Source organism: Methylobacterium sp. D48H (assembly GCF_053345715.1).
On record NZ_JBKFAP010000032.1, the window covers coordinates 14,062 to 30,658 of the forward strand.

The 16,597-nt window shown below is 72.7% G+C and carries 18 protein-coding genes; 9 read left to right on the plus strand and 9 right to left on the minus strand.

The genetic code is table 11. The features are described from left to right. The first annotated feature begins 4 nt into the window (after positions 1 to 4). The 3 genes from clpA (at position 5) to ACLBX8_RS28445 (ending at position 4,231) form a co-directional block, all read left to right on the plus strand. Positions 5 to 2,491, plus strand: coding sequence for an ATP-dependent Clp protease ATP-binding subunit ClpA (gene clpA / locus ACLBX8_RS28435; RefSeq protein ID WP_026605345.1), 2,487 nt, complete (start codon positions 5 to 7; stop codon positions 2,489 to 2,491). Between the two features lie 92 nt (positions 2,492 to 2,583). Further along, complete coding sequence (locus ACLBX8_RS28440; protein WP_020095819.1) at positions 2,584 to 2,868, plus strand: hypothetical protein; 285 nt, start codon at positions 2,584 to 2,586, stop codon at positions 2,866 to 2,868. Between the two features lie 64 nt (positions 2,869 to 2,932). After that, on the plus strand, positions 2,933 to 4,231 hold the full coding sequence (locus tag ACLBX8_RS28445) for a flavin monoamine oxidase family protein (RefSeq protein WP_447716193.1): 1,299 nt from the start codon (positions 2,933 to 2,935) through the stop codon (positions 4,229 to 4,231). 21 nt (positions 4,232 to 4,252) lie between these two features. Here the strand turns inward: ACLBX8_RS28445 and ACLBX8_RS28450 are convergent, their stop codons facing one another. The 3 genes from ACLBX8_RS28450 to egtB are packed head-to-tail and all read right to left on the minus strand — an operon-like array spanning position 4,253 to position 7,606. Continuing rightward, positions 4,253 to 5,317 (minus strand): adenylate/guanylate cyclase domain-containing protein, encoded by a 1,065-nt coding sequence (locus ACLBX8_RS28450; protein ID WP_447716194.1) that lies wholly within the window; start codon positions 5,315 to 5,317, stop codon positions 4,253 to 4,255. A 27-nt stretch (positions 5,318 to 5,344) separates the two neighbouring features. Then, positions 5,345 to 6,319, minus strand: coding sequence for an L-histidine N(alpha)-methyltransferase (gene egtD / locus ACLBX8_RS28455; RefSeq protein ID WP_100253524.1), 975 nt, complete (start codon positions 6,317 to 6,319; stop codon positions 5,345 to 5,347). An 18-nt stretch (positions 6,320 to 6,337) separates the two neighbouring features. After that, positions 6,338 to 7,606 carry an ergothioneine biosynthesis protein EgtB gene (egtB, locus tag ACLBX8_RS28460; RefSeq protein WP_091679828.1) on the minus strand — a complete coding sequence of 423 codons (1,269 nt, stop codon included), beginning with the start codon at positions 7,604 to 7,606 and terminating at the stop codon, positions 6,338 to 6,340. A 294-nt stretch (positions 7,607 to 7,900) separates the two neighbouring features. On the opposite strand from egtB, the gene murI reads away from it, so the two are divergent. Further along, positions 7,901 to 8,776, plus strand: a complete 876-nt coding sequence (murI, locus tag ACLBX8_RS28465; RefSeq protein ID WP_447716195.1) for a glutamate racemase — start codon at positions 7,901 to 7,903, stop codon at positions 8,774 to 8,776. Positions 8,777 to 8,907: 131 nt separating this feature from the next. Here the strand turns inward: murI and ACLBX8_RS28470 are convergent, their stop codons facing one another. Continuing rightward, the gene (locus tag ACLBX8_RS28470) at positions 8,908 to 9,105 is read right to left on the minus strand and encodes a hypothetical protein (RefSeq protein ID WP_447697500.1); all 198 of its coding nucleotides are present in this window, start codon (positions 9,103 to 9,105) and stop codon (positions 8,908 to 8,910) included. 424 nt (positions 9,106 to 9,529) lie between these two features. Next, positions 9,530 to 9,742, minus strand: a complete 213-nt coding sequence (locus tag ACLBX8_RS28475; protein ID WP_427509305.1) for a hypothetical protein — start codon at positions 9,740 to 9,742, stop codon at positions 9,530 to 9,532. Between the two features lie 242 nt (positions 9,743 to 9,984). Between ACLBX8_RS28475 and ACLBX8_RS28480 the strand changes: the two genes are divergently transcribed. The 4 genes from ACLBX8_RS28480 to ACLBX8_RS28495 all read left to right on the plus strand — a co-directional run bounded on the left by ACLBX8_RS28480 (position 9,985) and on the right by ACLBX8_RS28495 (position 12,338). Continuing rightward, on the plus strand, positions 9,985 to 10,197 hold the full coding sequence (locus ACLBX8_RS28480; RefSeq protein WP_020095828.1) for a hypothetical protein: 213 nt from the start codon (positions 9,985 to 9,987) through the stop codon (positions 10,195 to 10,197). 106 nt (positions 10,198 to 10,303) lie between these two features. After that, on the plus strand, positions 10,304 to 10,561 hold the full coding sequence (locus tag ACLBX8_RS28485) for a hypothetical protein (protein WP_042673854.1): 258 nt from the start codon (positions 10,304 to 10,306) through the stop codon (positions 10,559 to 10,561). A gap of 133 nt (positions 10,562 to 10,694) precedes the next feature. Next, complete coding sequence (locus tag ACLBX8_RS28490) at positions 10,695 to 11,336, plus strand: DUF47 domain-containing protein (protein WP_447697501.1); 642 nt, start codon at positions 10,695 to 10,697, stop codon at positions 11,334 to 11,336. Between the two features lie 15 nt (positions 11,337 to 11,351). Beyond that, complete coding sequence (locus tag ACLBX8_RS28495; protein ID WP_020095831.1) at positions 11,352 to 12,338, plus strand: inorganic phosphate transporter; 987 nt, start codon at positions 11,352 to 11,354, stop codon at positions 12,336 to 12,338. A gap of 30 nt (positions 12,339 to 12,368) precedes the next feature. Here ACLBX8_RS28495 and ACLBX8_RS28500 read toward each other — a convergent pair whose 3' ends face one another. The 4 genes from ACLBX8_RS28500 to ACLBX8_RS28515 all read right to left on the minus strand — a co-directional run bounded on the left by ACLBX8_RS28500 (position 12,369) and on the right by ACLBX8_RS28515 (position 15,347). Further along, positions 12,369 to 12,710, minus strand: coding sequence for a GCG_CRPN prefix-to-repeats domain-containing protein (locus ACLBX8_RS28500; protein WP_447697502.1), 342 nt, complete (start codon positions 12,708 to 12,710; stop codon positions 12,369 to 12,371). Between the two features lie 84 nt (positions 12,711 to 12,794). Continuing rightward, complete coding sequence (locus ACLBX8_RS28505) at positions 12,795 to 13,058, minus strand: GCG_CRPN prefix-to-repeats domain-containing protein (protein ID WP_447697503.1); 264 nt, start codon at positions 13,056 to 13,058, stop codon at positions 12,795 to 12,797. 181 nt (positions 13,059 to 13,239) lie between these two features. Beyond that, entirely contained in the window at positions 13,240 to 14,613 is a 1,374-nt protein-coding gene (locus tag ACLBX8_RS28510) for a sensor histidine kinase (RefSeq protein WP_447697504.1), read from the minus strand. Further along, positions 14,613 to 15,347 (minus strand): response regulator transcription factor, encoded by a 735-nt coding sequence (locus tag ACLBX8_RS28515; RefSeq protein ID WP_354455823.1) that lies wholly within the window; start codon positions 15,345 to 15,347, stop codon positions 14,613 to 14,615. Before ACLBX8_RS28515 ends, ACLBX8_RS28510 begins: the two co-directional genes overlap by 1 nt. Before the next feature lie 151 nt (positions 15,348 to 15,498). On the opposite strand from ACLBX8_RS28515, the gene ACLBX8_RS28520 reads away from it, so the two are divergent. Further along, entirely contained in the window at positions 15,499 to 16,578 is a 1,080-nt protein-coding gene (locus tag ACLBX8_RS28520; RefSeq protein WP_447697505.1) for a tartrate dehydrogenase, read from the plus strand. Positions 16,579 to 16,597: the final 19 nt, after the last annotated feature.

Sequence of the window (16,597 nt, forward strand, 5' to 3'; positions counted from 1 at the left end):
AGCTTTGCCAAGCTTCTCACGCAGCCTAGAACAAGCCCTCCACCGCGCCCTGGCGCTCGCCGGGGAGCGCCGGCACGAATACGCGACGCTGGAGCATCTCCTGCTCGCCCTGGTGGATGACCAAGACGCGGCCGCGGTCATGCGCGCCTGCAACGTCGAGATCGACACGCTCAAGCGCAGCTTGGTCGACTACGTCGATACCGAGCTCTCCAACCTCACCGGCGATGGCCGGCAGGACGCCAAGCCCACGGCCGGGTTCCAGCGCGTGATCCAGCGCGCCGTGATCCACGTCCAGTCGTCGGGCCGCGAGGAGGTGACCGGCGCCAACGTGCTGGTGGCGATCTTCGCCGAGCGCGAGAGCCACGCCGCCTACTTCCTGCAGGAGCAGGACATGACCCGCTACGACGCGGTCAACTACATCAGCCACGGCATCGCCAAGCGGCCCGGCGCCTCCGAGGCGAAGCCCGTGCGCGGTGCCGACGAGGAGGGCGCGTCCGAGCGTCCGAGCGACGAGGGCGATCCCCGCGGTGCCAAGAAGAAGGGCGACGCGCTCGACGCCTATTGCGTCAACCTCAACAAGAAGGCCCGCGACGGCAAGATCGACCCGCTGATCGGCCGCGAGAGCGAGGTCCAGCGGACGATCCAGGTCCTCTGCCGCCGGCAGAAGAACAACCCGCTGCTGGTCGGCGATCCCGGCGTCGGCAAGACCGCGATCGCCGAAGGTCTGGCGCGCAAGATCATCCAGCACGAGGTGCCGGAGGTTCTCGCCGACGCGACCGTCTTCTCCCTCGACATGGGCACGCTGCTCGCCGGCACCCGCTACCGGGGCGACTTCGAGGAGCGCCTCAAGCAGGTGATGAAGGAGATCGAGGCGCACCCGAACGCGATCATGTTCATCGACGAGATCCACACGGTGATCGGCGCCGGCGCGACCTCGGGCGGGGCCATGGACGCGTCGAACCTGCTCAAGCCGGCGCTCGCCTCCGGCACGCTGCGCTGCATCGGCTCGACCACCTACAAGGAGTACCGCCAGTACTTCGAGAAGGACCGTGCCCTGGTGCGGCGGTTCCAGAAGATCGACGTCAACGAGCCGTCGATCCCCGACACGATCGAGATCGTGAAGGGCCTGCGGCCGTACTTCGAGGAGTTCCACAAGCTCAAGTACACGACCGAGGCCGTGAAGGCCGCGGTCGAGCTGTCGGCCCGCTACATCAACGACCGCAAGCTGCCCGACAAGGCGATCGACGTGATCGACGAGACCGGCGCCTCGCAGATGCTGGTGCCGGAGGCGCGCCGCAAGCGCACCATCGGCATCAAGGAGATCGAGGCGACCATCGCCACGATGGCCCGGATCCCGCCGAAGACCGTCTCCAAGGACGACGCGGTGGTGCTCCAGCACCTGACCGAGAACCTGAAGCGCGTGGTCTACGGACAGCCGAACGCCATCGAGGCCCTGACCTCGGCGATCAAGCTGGCCCGGGCCGGCCTGCGCGACCCGGACAAGCCGATCGGCTCGTACCTGTTCGCGGGCCCGACCGGCGTCGGCAAGACCGAGGCCGCCAAGCAGCTCGCCGCCTCGCTCGGCGTCGAGATGCTGCGCTTCGACATGTCGGAGTACATGGAGCGCCACACGGTGAGCCGCCTGATCGGCGCGCCCCCCGGCTACGTGGGCTTCGACCAGGGCGGCCTGCTCACCGACGGGATCGACCAGCACCCGCACTGCGTGCTGCTCCTCGACGAGATCGAGAAGGCGCATCCGGACCTGTTCAACATCCTGCTGCAGGTGATGGATCACGGGAAGCTGACCGACCACAACGGCAAGCAGGTCGATTTCCGCAACGTCATCATCATCATGACGTCGAACGCGGGCGCCTCGGACCTGGCCAAGGCGGCCTACGGCTTCACCCAGTCGAAGCGCTCCGGTGACGACGTCGAGGCGATCAACCGGCTGTTCGCGCCGGAATTCCGCAACCGGCTCGACGCGATCATCTCGTTCGGCCACCTGCCGAAGGACGTGGTGGCGAAGGTGGTGGACAAGTTCGTCCTCCAGCTCGAGGCGCAGCTCGCCGACCGCAACGTCACGATCGAGCTCTCCGACGAGGCCCGGGACTGGCTGGTGGAGCACGGCTACGACGACGCGATGGGCGCGCGCCCGATGGCCCGGCTGATCCAGTCGACCATCAAGACGCCGCTCGCCGACGAGGTCCTGTTCGGTAAGCTCAAGGACGGCGGCGCGGTCCGCGTGGTCGTCCGCAAGCCGGAGGACGGCGAGGCCAAGGCCGGCGCCAAGGACAGCCTGGGCTTCGACTTCCCGGCGGGTCCCGTGACGCCCAAGCCCGAGAAGGACGTGACCAACGCCGCCAAGCGCCACAAGCGCGCCAAGCCCCGCACCGCGGCCCGGAAGAAGACGCCGAAGGACAACAAGGGCGGCGGCGGCAGCTCGGGCGGCGGCGTCCGGACCGTGCCGAAGGTGCCACTCGTGCGCGCCTAATGGTGTGCAGGCCGGCCGGCGGCCTTCCGGACTCGGGGGCCGCCGGTCTATGACCGCCGCGACGCGCATGCGCCGCGGCGAGGAGGCGCCCGATGACTGACAACCTGCACGAGGGACCTCTGTCCCCCGTCGCGCAGCCGGCGCCCCCCAAGAAGCTCACCCGGCGCGAGGAGCGGCGCCGGCGTCGCCAGCGGCGCCGCCGCGGCGAGGAGGTGCTGGCCTGGGTGCTCGTGCCGTTCATCTGCTTCGGCATCTACTGGGGCATCGCCGCCGGCTTCGACTTCTTCGGCACCTCGCCGGGCCAGGTCTGGGACCAGCTGATGCAGGTCAAGGCCATGATGGAGAAGCGTTCGGGTCCCCAGGGCGCGCGCGGCTAGCGCGCCGCCCCTGTCCGGACGCAGGAGGCGACGCCTCCGGAGACGGTTCCGAGCGGGCGCGCCCATGACACCGACCCGTCGATCGATGCTCGCCGCCCCCCTCCTGGCGATGCCGGCCCTCCGGGCCCGCGCCGGCGGCGGATCCGTGGTCGTCGTCGGCGCCGGGGCCGCGGGGCTCGCGGCCGCCGCCCTCCTGCGGGCGGCCGGGCAGAGTTTCACCCTCGTCGAGGCCCGGGACCGGATCGGCGGCCGCGCCTTCACCGACCGGGCGCTCGGCGCCGCGTGCCGGTTCGACGCCGGCGCCGAGTACATCCACTGGGCCGAGCGCAATCCCTGGGCGCCCATCGCCCGGGCGGCCGGGGCGCACGTCGCCCGCGAGGACGGCTGGGCGCGGCGGCTCGTCGTCGACGGCCGTCCCGCCACCGTCGCCGAGGCGGCGCAGCGGCGCGCCGGCTTCTCCGGCCTCGACGCGCTGCTCGCCCCGAAGGGCGGCGACCCGTCCCTGGCGGAGGCGGCCCGGGCCGGCGGCCCCGACGCCGCCCTGGCGGCGGCCGGCCTGAGCCGGCTCTCCCTCGGCGAGGATCCCGAGCGGGTCTCGGCCGTGGACTACGACCGGCTCTGGTCCGGCTCCGACCTCTGGATCGACGGCTACGGCGACCTCGTGGCGCGGCACTTCGCCGACCTGCCGGTCAGCCTCAACTGCCCCGTGCGGGCGATCGACTGGTCGGGCCGCGGGGTCCGGGTCGAGACGGCGCGGGGCACGATCGCGGCCGCCGCCGCCATCGTCACGGTGCCGGTCGGCGTGCTGAAGGCCGGGGCCGTGGCGTTCGCGCCGGACCTGCCGGACGCCGCCCGGACGGCGCTCGACGGCCTGTCGATGGGCGCCTACACCAAGATCGGCCTGCGCCTCGACCCCGCGCGCCTCGACGGCGCCGACCTCGGCGACGCGGTCTCGGTGGCGACGGGCGGCCCGACGATCTACTTCGAGATGCAGCCCTTCGGCCGGTCCCTGGCGGTGGCCAATCTCGGCGGCGACCTCGCGCGCGACCTGTGCCGGGCCGGCGAGGCGGAGGCGGTGGCGCTCGCCACCGAGCGCCTGGTCGCGGTCCTCGGCGGCGGCGCCCGCAGCGCCGTCCAGGCCGGGCGCCTCGCCGGCTGGTGGACGGACCCGCACGCCCGGGGCTCCTACTCGATCGCCGCGCCCGGCCACGCGGAGGCCCGCGACCGCCTGCGCGCGCCGGTCGGCGGGCGCGTGTTCTTCGCCGGGGAGGCGCTGGCGGGCGGCGGTGCCATGACGGTCGGCGGGGCGACGCTCGACGGCGAGCGCGCGGCCCGCGCGGTGCTGAAGGCGCTCGGCGCCTGACGGGCCCGTCGCCGCGGCGGTTCACGCGGTCGCGGCGCGGCGCGGCAGCGGCCGCGCGGGCGCCGCGACGGTGGCCCGGCGCCGGATCGCCGCCACCTCCAAGGGCTCGGCGCGGCCGCGCAGGGCGTGGGCGCCGAGATCCTCCGCCACGAGGTCGTCCGGCAAAGGGCCGAGCCGGGCGAGGAGGTCGGCCGAGACGAGGACGTCGACCCCCAAGGTCTTCGACAGGGCCTCCAGCCGGGCCGTCGTGTTCACGACGTCGCCGAAATACGCGATCTTGTGCCGCTCCAGCCCGATCTCGGCGGTCACGACCGGGCCGCAATGCAGCGCGGCGCGGAACTGCGGCACCTGCCCGAAGCGATCCCGCCAGCTCTCCGCCTCGGCGGCGAGGCGCTCCTGGAACGCGAAGACGCAGCGCAGGCAGGCGGCGTCGCGCAGGCCCCGCTCCATCGTCCAGGTCACCAGCGCGAGGTCGCCGACGTAGTCGTCGATGGAGCCGCGGGCGCGGGCCACCGGCAGCGCCAGGGCGTTGAACACCTGCCCGAGATAGGCCTGCGCCGCCCGGTCGCCGTGGCGGTCGGCGAAGCGCGTCGACCCGGTCACGTCGAGGAAGAGGAAGATCCGCTCCTCGCTGATCGGCCGGTGGTAGCGCCCGATCAGCAGGTTGGCGAAGACGCCGGGGCCGATCAGGTCGCGGACCCGGAACACGAATACCACCAGGGCCGAGATGCCGAGCGCGTAGAGCAGGCCGGACTGCGACATCAGCATCGCGTTCCGCTCGCTGTACATGAAGCGGAACAGCTGGTTCAGCACCGTGCTGGCGACCGCGTTCCCGACCACGATCAGCGCGATGTAGAGCGCCACGGTGGCGAGCAGGAACAGCGGCGTCGCGAGGCCGCGGATGCGGTCGCGCAGGCGCGGCGCCAGCAGCTGGCGCTCGTAGAGCAGGATCGGCGTGCCGATGATCGCGCCGCGGATCGCCGTCCCGGTCAGCGGGGCAATCCCGAAGATCACCCCGTAGAGGAGCCCCGCCAGGGCCCCCAGGGCGGGCGCCACCAACAGGAACCAGCGCGGGCCGAAGCGCATGGGTTCGCGTGCCCCGCCCGGCCCCGCTCAGTCCAGCCGGAGCGCGTGGACCGAGAACAGCTGGTCCGGGTCGGTCCAGACCGTCAGCCACGTCCAGCCCGCCCGCTCGGTCAGCGCGCGGAACGTGGCCGGCGTGTACTTGTAGCTGCTCTCGGTGTGGATCGTCTCGCCCGCCGCGAACGCGAAGGTGTCGGCGCCGACCCGCACCGCCTGGGCGTCGCGGGCGACGAGATGCATCTCGATCCGCGAGGCGTCGGTGTTGAACACCGCCCGGTGGCTGAACGCGCCCGGCTCGAAGCGGCCGGCGAGCTCCCGGTTGATCCGGGTCAGGAGGTTGAGGTTGAAGGCCGCCGTCACGCCCTGCGCGTCGTCGTAGGCGGTCTCCAGCACCGCCGGGTCCTTCACGAGGTCGACGCCGACGATCATGTGGGCGCCCGGCCCCAGGATCCGCCCGAACCGGCGCAGCAGCGCCTCGGCCTCGTGCGGGTCGAAGTTGCCGATGGTCGAGCCCGGGAAGAACCCGGCGCGCGGCAGGCCGTTCAGGCTGTCCGGCAGGTCGAAGTCGCGGGTGAAGTCGGCCACCACCGGCTCGACCCGCAGGTCCGGGAAGTCGCCCCGCAGGACCTCCGCCTGCCCGCGCAGGAACTCGCCGGAGACGTCCACCGGCACGTAGGCCGCGAGGGTGTCGAGGTGGCGCAGGAGACGGCGCAGCTTCACGGTCGAGCCGCTGCCGAACTCCACCAGCGCCGCGTGGGCCGGCAGCAGCGCGGCGATCTCGGGCCCGCAGGCGTCGAGGATGCCGATCTCGGTCCGGGTCGGGTAGTATTCCGGGAGCCGCGTGATCGCCTCGAACAGCGCGGACCCGGCCTCGTCGTAGAAGTATTTCGGCGACAGGGCCTTCTGGGGCTTGGACAGGCCCGCGCGGACGTCGTCGAGGAAGCTCAGCGGCGGCGCGTCCAGCGTGACCGGCGTCGCGTCGGCGAAGGTGGGCTTGATGGTCAAGGGCGGCTCCGGGGCGCGTCAGGCGGCGTCGGCGAGGCGCAGGCCGGTGAACTGCCAGCGCTGGTGCGGATAGAAGAAGTTGCGGTACGGCAGCCGGGCATGGCCCTCGGGGGTCGCCACCGACGAGCCCCGCAGCACGAACTGGTTGGCCATGAACTTGCCGTTGTACTCGCCGAGCGCCCCCGGGAGCGGCCGGTACCCCGGGTAGGGGACGTAGGCGCTGCGGGTCCATTGCCAGACGAGGCCGAAGGCGTCCGGCAGGCCGCCGTCGCGGGCCGCGACCTCCCACTCGAACTCGGTCGGCAGGAACCGGCCGGCCCAGCGGGCATAGGCGTCGGCCTCGTAGTAGCTGACATGGGTGACAGGGGCGTCGAGATCCACCGGGCGCTCGCCGCCCAGCGTCATGGTTGCCCACCCCTCCCCGTCCCGGCGCCAGTAGCCGGGGGCCTCCCAGCCCTCCGCCGGCCCGGCATACCAGCCGTCGGAGAGCCACAGCTCCGGCTTGGCGTAGCCGCCATCCTCCATGAAGGCGAGCCACTGGCGGTTCGTCACCAGCGCCCGGTCGAGGCGGCCGGCCGGGATCAGCGTCTCGTGCCGGGGCGACTCGTTGTCGAACGAGAACCCCTCGCCCGCATGCCCGATCCACGCGATCGCGCGGTCGAGGGTGACCTGGCCGGCCTGCGCCGCCGCCTTCGGGAAGCGCCAGTCCGGGTCGTAGGCCGGGTTCAGCGGGTTCTGCGCGAAGGCGTGCAGGATGTCGGTGAGGAGGAGCTCCTGGTGCTGCTGCTCGTGGTAGAGGCCGATCTCCAGGATCGGCAGCACCGCCTCGAGCGCGCGCTCGGAGGCCTGGCCCAGCAGGGCCTCGACCGCCCGGTCGATATGGGCGCGGTAGGCCGCGACCTCCGCCATGGTCGGGCGGGTGATCATGCCGCGCTGGATGCGCGGCTGACGGGGACCGGCCGCCACGTAGTACGAGTTGAACAGGTAGTGCAGCCGCGCGTCGTAGATCGCGTAGCCCGGCAGGTGCTCCCGCAGCAGGAACTGCTCGAAGAACCACGTGACGTGCGCCCGGTGCCACTTGGTCGGGCTGGCATCGGCCATCGACTGGACCTGCTGGTCTTCCGGCGAGAGCGGCGCGGCGCGGCGCTCGGTCTCGCTCCGGACCTGCCGGTAGGCGGCGATCCAGGCGGCCCGGTCGATCGGCCGGGCCGTGACGTGCGGCGGCGGGAAGGCCGGTGCCGCGGGGTCGCGTCTCTCGTCCGGGCGCAGTGCGGCTGTCGCTGCCATGACGATGATCCCTTTTTTCGGGCCTGACCGAGAACCGTCTTCTCGACCCCGGCCGGCGCGCAGAAGATATGTTCCGGCCGTGTTCCGACAACCTCTGCAAGAGCGGACGCGGCGGCTTCGCGTGCGCCTGGTCGGCGCGCGGTCGCCGCTCGGCCCACCGGGCCTCTTCGCCGCGTCGGCGCGCCGGTTAACGGAACGGGTTGGGGATCACGGGTCTTTCTCTCGCCGCAGTGACACCGCCTTAACCCTCGCTGCCGAGATTTTGGGACGCTCTTCGAGGAGTCCGGGGTTCTCATGCGGATCGATCTGATGGCCGGGGCCAGCCTGTCCGCCGCCGCTCTGCGCTGCGCCGCAGAGCCGACCATCCTGGTGTTCGATTCCGGCCTCGGCGGCCTGACCGTCCTCGACGCGGTGCGGCGCGCCCGCCCGGATGCCCGCTACGTCTATGTCGGCGACGACGCCGCCTTCCCGTACGGCCGGCTCTCGGAGGCGACCCTCGTCGCCCGCGTCCTCACCGTGATGGAGCGGCTGGTCGCGACCCACCGGCCCGACCTCGTGGTCATCGCCTGCAACACCGCCTCGACGCTGGTGCTCCCGGCGCTGCGCCAGCGCTTCACGACGCCCTTCGTGGGGGTGGTCCCACCGATCAAGCCCGCCGCCGAGGCGACGCGCTCGCGGCTCGTGACCCTGCTGGCGACGCCCGGCACGGTGGCGCGCTCCTACACCCACGACCTGATCGCGACCTACGCGGGCTCCTGCGCGGTGACGCTGGTCGGCTCGCAGAACCTCGCCGGCTTCGCGGAGACCGAGCTCGCGGGCGCGCCGGTGGACGACGCCACCCTCGCCGCCGAGATCGCCCCCTGCTTCGTCACCGAGGCGGACGGGCGGCGCACCGACGTGGTCTGCCTCGCCTGCACCCACTATCCGCTGATGCTGCCGCGCCTCCAGGCGGTCGCGCCCTGGCCGGTGACCTGGATCGACCCGGCGCCCGCCATCGCCCGGCGCGTCGTGCAGCTGATCGGCCCCCTCCCCCGCGAGGCGGACCGGCACGGCTCGGCGCTCGGCGCCTTCACGGCCGGCACCTGCCTGACCGACGCCCTGCGCGCGGCCCTCGCCGCCCGGGGCATCGGCGACGTCGCCGTGGAGGCGGTGCCGCTGCCGATGCAGTGACGCGGCGCCTCGCGCGCCGCCGAGGCTTCGCCGGGTGATGCCCGGTCCGGGCTGACCGGTCGTCCGCCGCGCCGTTTCAGCGGACCGCGTCGCTCAGGCGCCGCGTCGGTCGCCCTCCGGGGCCGCGCGCCTCACCGCGGGTTGTGGCTGGCCGCTTTCTGGACCGTCGTGAGCGGTGCCGCCGACGCGTCGGCCTCGGCGGGAACGACCAGATGGACGAACAGCATGCCGGCCGCGACGATGAGCGCCAGGGCGAGGATGCGCCACAGTTCCAGGATCGGCTCCTGCGCCGGGGCATCCTGAATCGCTCGGTTCGTCTCGCTCGGCATCGCTTCCGCTTTCCCGCCTGTGACCCTCCGGATCGGACACCCGGAGGATGAACGCTTGGTAAAATCCGCCCCGATCGGCCCGGCCCGCCGAGGCGGGCTCGGCGGGGAGCGGGGTCCGGCGTCGGGATCGTCGCCGCCACCGCGAGGCAGAGGGAGCGGGCGCTGGCGATCGCCTCGCCGACCGGGGCCGTGTCGCAGCGGAATGGGGCCGCAGCGGGACGGGCCCGGTCCCGCGGCGTGCGGTGCCGCACCCGCTGACGCTTCGGCCGGGGCGCCGTCCGGGTCACGAGGCCGAGCGCGGAGGCCTCACCCCGTCGTCTCGGATCCACCCGCACGTCCCGGAAGCGAGAGGGACGGGCTCGGGTGAGACGTCGATGGCCGGCGCGGATCCGGGCCGCTCCCGGCGCCGGCAGGTCCGGTCGACCTAGGCGGCGGCCGGCAGGGCGGCGACCTCGCAGCTGTCGGCGCGCAGGCGCCAGTCGACCACGCGGGCCCCCGCGCAGAGCAGCGCCTTGGCCTGCCAGACGGCCGACACCTCCGACTGTGCCCGGACCAGGATCGCGCGCTGCCGCACCCGGTGCTCGTGGCCGGTATCGTCCGCGACGGTCTTGTAGAAGGTGACGCGATAGAGGCGCATGGTCCGGGCTCCGGTTGGGCGCGGGGATCGTGGGAGACCGGGGCCGGGCGCGCATTGATCCCGCGCAAGGACGGGACGCCCGTCACGCGCGCGGATGTCTCGGGTGGGCGCAATCAGTTGTCGACAGTTGAATACCCAGCGATACAGGGCGTTGATTACATTCGCGGGAATGGTCTAGCTTCATCAGAAATCGTCCGCAGTCCGTAACGGTCCGCGGCGGGGCTCCAGACCGGGAGTGCCTGATGTTCGAGAGCGTGTTCTGGGGTGCGGTACTCGTCGCGCTGATCGGTTCGGCCGCGCTGGTGGCGATCGGCGCCAGCGTCCAGCCGCGGTTGGGTCGCAAGATGGAGATGGACGCGCGCCTCGCCGATCCGCGCCGCACCTTCGGGCGCAAGCGGCGCTGGGCGCGTCCGCCGCGGACGATGCGGCGCCCCGGCCTGCTCCCCATGCGGTGACTAGCGCTGCACCAAAGACGTACATCTCCCGCCGCCGGCGCGCGTGATAGCTACCTGTTCACTGCGGAAATGCAGTGTTCACGCCGGGCTGGAGGGATCGGTACTGATGAGCGTGCGTCAGATTTGTGATCAGGTTCGGATCGCCGAGCAGGCCTTCACCGCCGCGCTCGGCAACATGAAGGCCGCAGGCCTGCGCGAGTCGCTGACCCGCGAGCTCCAGGAGATGGAGAGCGCCGAGATCGACGCCGGGCAGGACGCGGCCGCGGCGCGGTCGGCCTCCTGGAAGCGGGTCAAGATGCTGCACGGGCTCGGCTACCCGGTGGATTTCGGCTGGCTCCACGCCGCCGCCAGCCCGGTCCGCTGAGCGGCGCCGGCCGGCGCCGCCCCGCCGGCAGATTGTTTGCCGGCTCCCGGATCGGGTCGGCGCTCTCGCCCGTTGTGCTTGCCGGGTGCCGCCGCACCCGGCCGCCGCGCCGACCTCTCGATCCGGACACGCCATGCTGGCTTGGTTTCGCGCCCTGATGCCGCGGGAGGACCGGTTCTTCGATCTCTTCGAGCGTCACGCGCGGACGCTCGAGGACGGCGCGGCCGCCCTGCGAGGCCTTCTCGACGGGACTCAGGCCGTCCCGGCGGCCTACGCGGCGATCGCGGCCCACGAGGACGCGGCCGACGGGATCACCCGCGAGGCGCTGCTGGCGGTCCGCCGGACCTTCATCACCCCGTTCGACCGCGGCGACATCCAGGCCCTGGTCGGCTCCCTCGACGACGCCATCGACCAGATGCTCAAGACCGCCAAGGCGGTCCAGCTCTTCGAGGTGACCACCTTCGAGCCGGCGATGCGCGAGATGGGCGCGGTCATCCAGGAGGCCGCGCAGGTCACCGCCAAGGCGCTGCCGAAGCTGCGCGCCCTCGGCGAGAACGCCGCCGCGCTGAACAGCCTGACCGAGCGCGTCATCGAGCTGGAGGGGCGGGCCGACGACCTGCACAATGACGGGCTGAAGGCCCTGTTCAAGGCCTCGGGGCGGGACCCCATGGCCTTCCTCGTCGGGTCCGAGCTGTACGGCCACCTGGAGAAGGTCATGGACCGGTTCGAGGACGTGGCGAACCAGATCAGCAGCATCGTCGTCGAACATGTCTGAGCCGCAGGTCGCCGCGTGACGCTCCTCGTCGTCCTCATCGTCCTCGCCCTGGTCTTCGACTTCCTGAACGGGCTGCACGACGCCGCGAACTCCATCGCCACGATCGTGTCGACGCGGGTGCTGGCGCCCCGCTACGCCGTGTTCTGGGCGGCGTTCTTCAACTTCGTGGCCTTCCTGGTCTTCGGCCTGCACGTCGCCGGCACGGTCGGCTCGGGCATCATCGACGTCGCGACGGTGGACGACCGGGTCATCATGGGCGCGCTCGGCGGCGCCATCACGTGGAACCTGGTCACGTGGTACGCCGGCATCCCGTCCTCCAGCTCCCACGCCCTGATCGGGGGCCTGCTCGGCGCCGGCATCGCCAAGGCGGGGGTCGGCGTGATCGTCTGGCCCGGCGTCATCGCCACCAGCGCCGCCATCGTCCTCTCGCCGGCCCTGGGCTTCGCCCTCGGGCTGCTGCTGATGCTGGCGGTCTCGTGGATCTTCGTCCGCTCGACGCCGCACGCCGTGGACCGCGTGTTCCGGGGCTTGCAGTTCGTCTCGGCCTCGCTCTACTCCCTCGGCCACGGCGGCAACGACGCCCAGAAGACCATGGGCATCATCGCGGCCCTGCTCTACGCCCACGGCGAGAGCGGGGCGTTCCACGTGCCCCTCTGGGTGGTGCTGTCCTGCCAGACCGCCATGGCCCTCGGCACCCTGATGGGCGGCTGGCGCATCGTCCACACGATGGGGTCGAAGATCACGCGGCTGTCGCCCATGCAGGGATTCTGCGCCGAGACCGGCGGCGCCGCGACGCTGTTCGCCGCGACGGCCTTCGGCATCCCGGTCTCGACAACCCACACGATCACGGGCGCCATCGTCGGCGTCGGCGCCGCGCGCCGGGTCTCGGCGGTCCGCTGGAACGTCGCGCAGGGCATCGTGATCGCCTGGGTGATCACGATGCCGGCCGCGGCCCTTGTCGCGGCCCTGACCTACGCGGCCTCCGGCCTGGTCCTGCCGTAGCGGACGGGCGCGGCCGGATCCGCCCCGGGCTCACCAGCGATGGTGCCAGCCGCCGTGCTGCCAGCCCCCGTGCCAGCCCCGATGCCAGCCGCCGCGCCATCCCCCATGCCAGCCGGCATGGCGGAAGCCGCCCCAGCGATAGCCGCCGCCCCACGCGAAGCGTCGGTGCCAGCGGTAGCCGTAGTGCCACCGGTAGCCGACGCGCGGATAGACCGGGACGTAGACGAACGGCCTGTAGCCCAGATTCGGCCGGCACCAGCCGTAGACGTTGCGGTGGAAGCCGGGCCCGCAGCCGTCGCGCGCCTCGGCGCTCGAGCCGGCCAACAGGACCCCCGCGGCGAGCGCCACGGGCAGGACGAGAGTGCGGATCATGACTCAACTCCGGGAGTGTCTCCACGGGAGTCCGGCCGCGGGGCCGGACGCGGAACGGGGGACGCGATCGAGCGTCCCGGCGTCTCAGTTCGGCCAGCAGCGGCGGCCGTAGGGGCCGATGTGGAAGCCCGCCGGGCACGAGCGGCCGCGGATGTAGCCGCCCCACTGGCCGCCGGTGCGGCAGCCGCCGTACGGGCCGCGATGGCCGTAGGGACCGCAGCCGCCGTAGACCTGGGTGATCCGGGCGCCGTCGGCGCCGTCGGAGACGGCGTCCTGCACCAGCGGCAGCGCCGAGGCGGGCACCGCGAGGCTCACGAGGAGGGCGGCGGGAGCGAGAACCTTCAGCATCGGTGATCTCCTTCTGCTCGGTCCGGCGGCCCGGCCCGGGGCCGGCCGCCGCCGCCGGGGCGGAGGATCCGCCGCGGCGTGTGAGCGAAGGTTGGTCGGCGCGCGCTGCCCGGATGTGACCGGGGAGCGCCGTCCTGTAACGATGTGTAACGGCCGGTTGCGGGCCCGTTGCGGCCCGCCGTCAGGACAGGCTCGGCAGGGTCACGACGAGCCGCGCGCCGCCGTCCGCGCCGGCCTCCGCCACCACCGTGCCGCCGTGGGCCTCGGCGATCTGCCGGCTGATGGCGAGGCCCAGGCCTGTCCCGCCGGTCTGCCGGCTGCGCGAGCGCTCGACCCGGTAGTACGGGCTGAACACCGCCGTCCGCTCCGCCTCGGGAATGCCCGGCCCGTCATCCTCGACGACGATCCGGCAGACCGTCCCGGCCCGGCTGACCGCCACCGCCACCGAGGAGCGCCCGAACTTGACGGCGTTCCCGATCAGGTTGGCCACGACCCGGCGCAGGGCGACCGCGTCGCCGGCCACGGTGGCGTCCCGTACCTCCTCGCCGGTCAGGCTGATCGTGGCGCCCTGGGCGGCGTGCTCGGCCACCTCGACGGCGACGAGATCGGCGAGATCCACCGGCGCCCGGGTCGCCTCGACGGCGGTGCCGCGGGCGAAACCCAGGGACGCCTCGATCAGCTCGGTCATGGCGTCGAGATCCGCCACGAGCTTGTCCCGGAGCAGCGGCTCCGCCACCACCTCGGCGCGGAGGCGCAGCCGCGTCAGGTAGGTCTTGAGGTCGTGCGAGATGGCGCCGATCAGCAGCGAGCGCTCGGCCATGAGGCCGGCGATCCGCTCCTGCATGCCCTGCACTGCCTGGGCGAGACGCCGGATCTCGGGCGCCCCCCGGGGCGCGCTCACCCGCTCCGGGGCGCGGCCGTCGAACCGGGAGACCGCGTCGGTCAGGCGGCGCAGCGGCGCGAGTTCGTGGCGCGTGCCGACCAGGACGAGACCGGCCGCCGCGGCGCCGAGCACCGCCACCCAGAGGCTCAGCGGCTGGCCGAACAGCCACGGCATGAGCGAGCGGCGATGCTCGGCCGCGCTGATCACCGCGTACCGGCCGTCGGGCAGCCGGTAGGTCGCCAGCGCGAGGCGGCCGACCGGCCCGGTGCGCTCGGCCTGCGCGATGTTGGCCGGATCGACGCCGCGGCGCAGCAGGGCGGCATCGGTGTAGGCCTGGACGCGGTCGGCCGGCTCGGCCGTCATCCGCCGGATCCGGGTTTCCAGGCGGGGCTCGCGGATCAGGTCGACGGTGTCGGGCGGCGCGTCGACGATCTCGGCCCGCAGCACCTCGCCGCTGACCGCCTTCAGGATGGCCGGCCTCTGGGCGGGATCCGCGTCGCGCAGCAGCGTCATGATGCCGGCGGCCTGGTCGACCCGCGGGAAGCGCGAGCCCGCGGGCAGCCGCTCCTCCCGGCGCTGCCAGTGATCCAGGGCCACGGTGGCGAGGACGAGCAGGGAGAGGGCGCCGAGCAGGAGCAGCATGATGCGCCCGAGGAGCCCGACGCGGCCCATCACGGCGTTCCGGAGCGGACCGGGGCGGCCAGGATGTAGCCGGCATTGCGCACGGTCTTGAGCAGGGACGCGGCCTGACTGCCCGAGGCGTCGAGCTTGTGCCGCAGGCGGCTGACCTGGACGTCGATGGTGCGGTCGAAGGCGTCGGCGGTCCGGCCCCGGGTCCAGTCGAGGAGCTGGTCGCGCGAGAGCACCCGCTGCGGCCGGGTGACGAAGCAGTGGAGCAGGTCGTACTCGGCGCTGGTCAGCGGGATCTCGGCGGCGGGATCGCCGGTGATCACCGTGCGGGCCGCGAGATCGACGACGAGGTCGGCGACACTGAGACGCTCGGAGGCGGCCGCGGCCGGCTGGCCGCCGACGCCGTGGGCCCGTCGCAGGACCGCGCGGATCCGGGCCAGCAGGACCCGCGGGTTGAACGGCTTCGAGACGTAGTCGTCGGCGCCCATCTCCAGGCCGAGGACCCGGTCGATGTCCTCGTCCTTGGCGGTCAGCATCACGACGGGCGGGCCACCGGCGTCGCGGAGGCGGCGGCAGATGGAGAGGCCGTCCTCGCCGGGCAGCATCCAGTCGAGGACGACGAGGTCGGGCGCGGGGCCCGCCGCGATCAGGCGGTCGAGGGCCGCGCCGCCGTCGAGGGCGACGGCGCGGAACCCCTCGCCCTCCAGGTAGCCGGCGAGCAGGGCGCGGATGTCGGGATCGTCCTCGACGATGGCGATGGTGGTGCCCTCGTGCATGGGGCGAGCATAGGGGCGGCCGGCGGCACGGCAACGCGAAACTGCACAGTGTCACAAAACGTTACACGTCCCGATCCGGACACGGAGCCCGCGCCCACCGTCACGCGCTCGCTTTCTCGTCTCGCCACCGAAGACACACGAGAAGACACCCATGACGAAGACCTACACCATCGCGGCCATCCCCGCGGACGGCATCGGCGTCGAGGTCATCGCCGCCGGCATCGAGGTGCTCGATGCGCTGGCCGAGAAGACCGGCTCCTTCGCTTTCCAGTTCGACCATTTCGATTGGGGATCGGACTACTACAAGAGGCACGGCGCGATGATGCCGGCCGACGGCCGCGACCAGATCCGGAACCACGACGCGATCTTCTTCGGCGCGGTCGGGGCGCCGGACGTGCCCGACCACATCACCCTCTGGGGCCTGCGGCTCGCGATCTGCCAGCCCTTCGACCAGTACGCCAACGTCCGTCCGACCCGGATCCTGCCGGGCATCACCAGCCCGCTGCGCAACGTCTCGGGTCCGGAGCTCGACTGGGTGATCGTGCGGGAGAACTCGGAGGGCGAGTATGCCGGCGTCGGCGGACGGGTCCACCAGGGCCATCCCAACGAGGTCGCCACCGACGTCTCGATGATGACCCGCTCGGGGGTCGACCGGATCATCCGCTACGCGTTCGAGCTCGCCCGCTCCCGTCCGCGCAAGCTGCTCACCGTGGTCACCAAGTCCAACGCCCAGCGCCACGCCATGGTGATGTGGGACGAGATCGCCGCCGCGGTCGCGAAGGACTTCCCGGACGTGACCTGGGACAAGATGCTGGTCGACGCCATGACGATGCGCATGGTGACGAAGCCCGAGACCCTCGACACGATCGTGGCGACGAACCTGCACGCGGACATCCTGTCGGACCTCGCGGCGGCGCTCGCCGGGTCGCTCGGCATCGCGCCGACCGCCAACATCAACCCGGAGCGGACCTACCCGTCGATGTTCGAGCCGATCCACGGCTCGGCCTTCGACATCGCCGGCAAGGGTATCGCCAACCCGGTCGCGACCTTCTGGACGGCGTGCCAGATGCTGGATCACCTCGGCGAGAAGCCGGCGGCCGACCGGCTGATGCGCGCGGTCGAGCGGGTCACCGCGGATCCGAACCTGCACACGCCGGACCTCGGCGGCACGGCGACGACCCGTCAGGTCACCGACGCGGTCATCGCGGCGATCCGGGGCGACAACGCCTGAGGCGTGCCCGCGTGCCCGG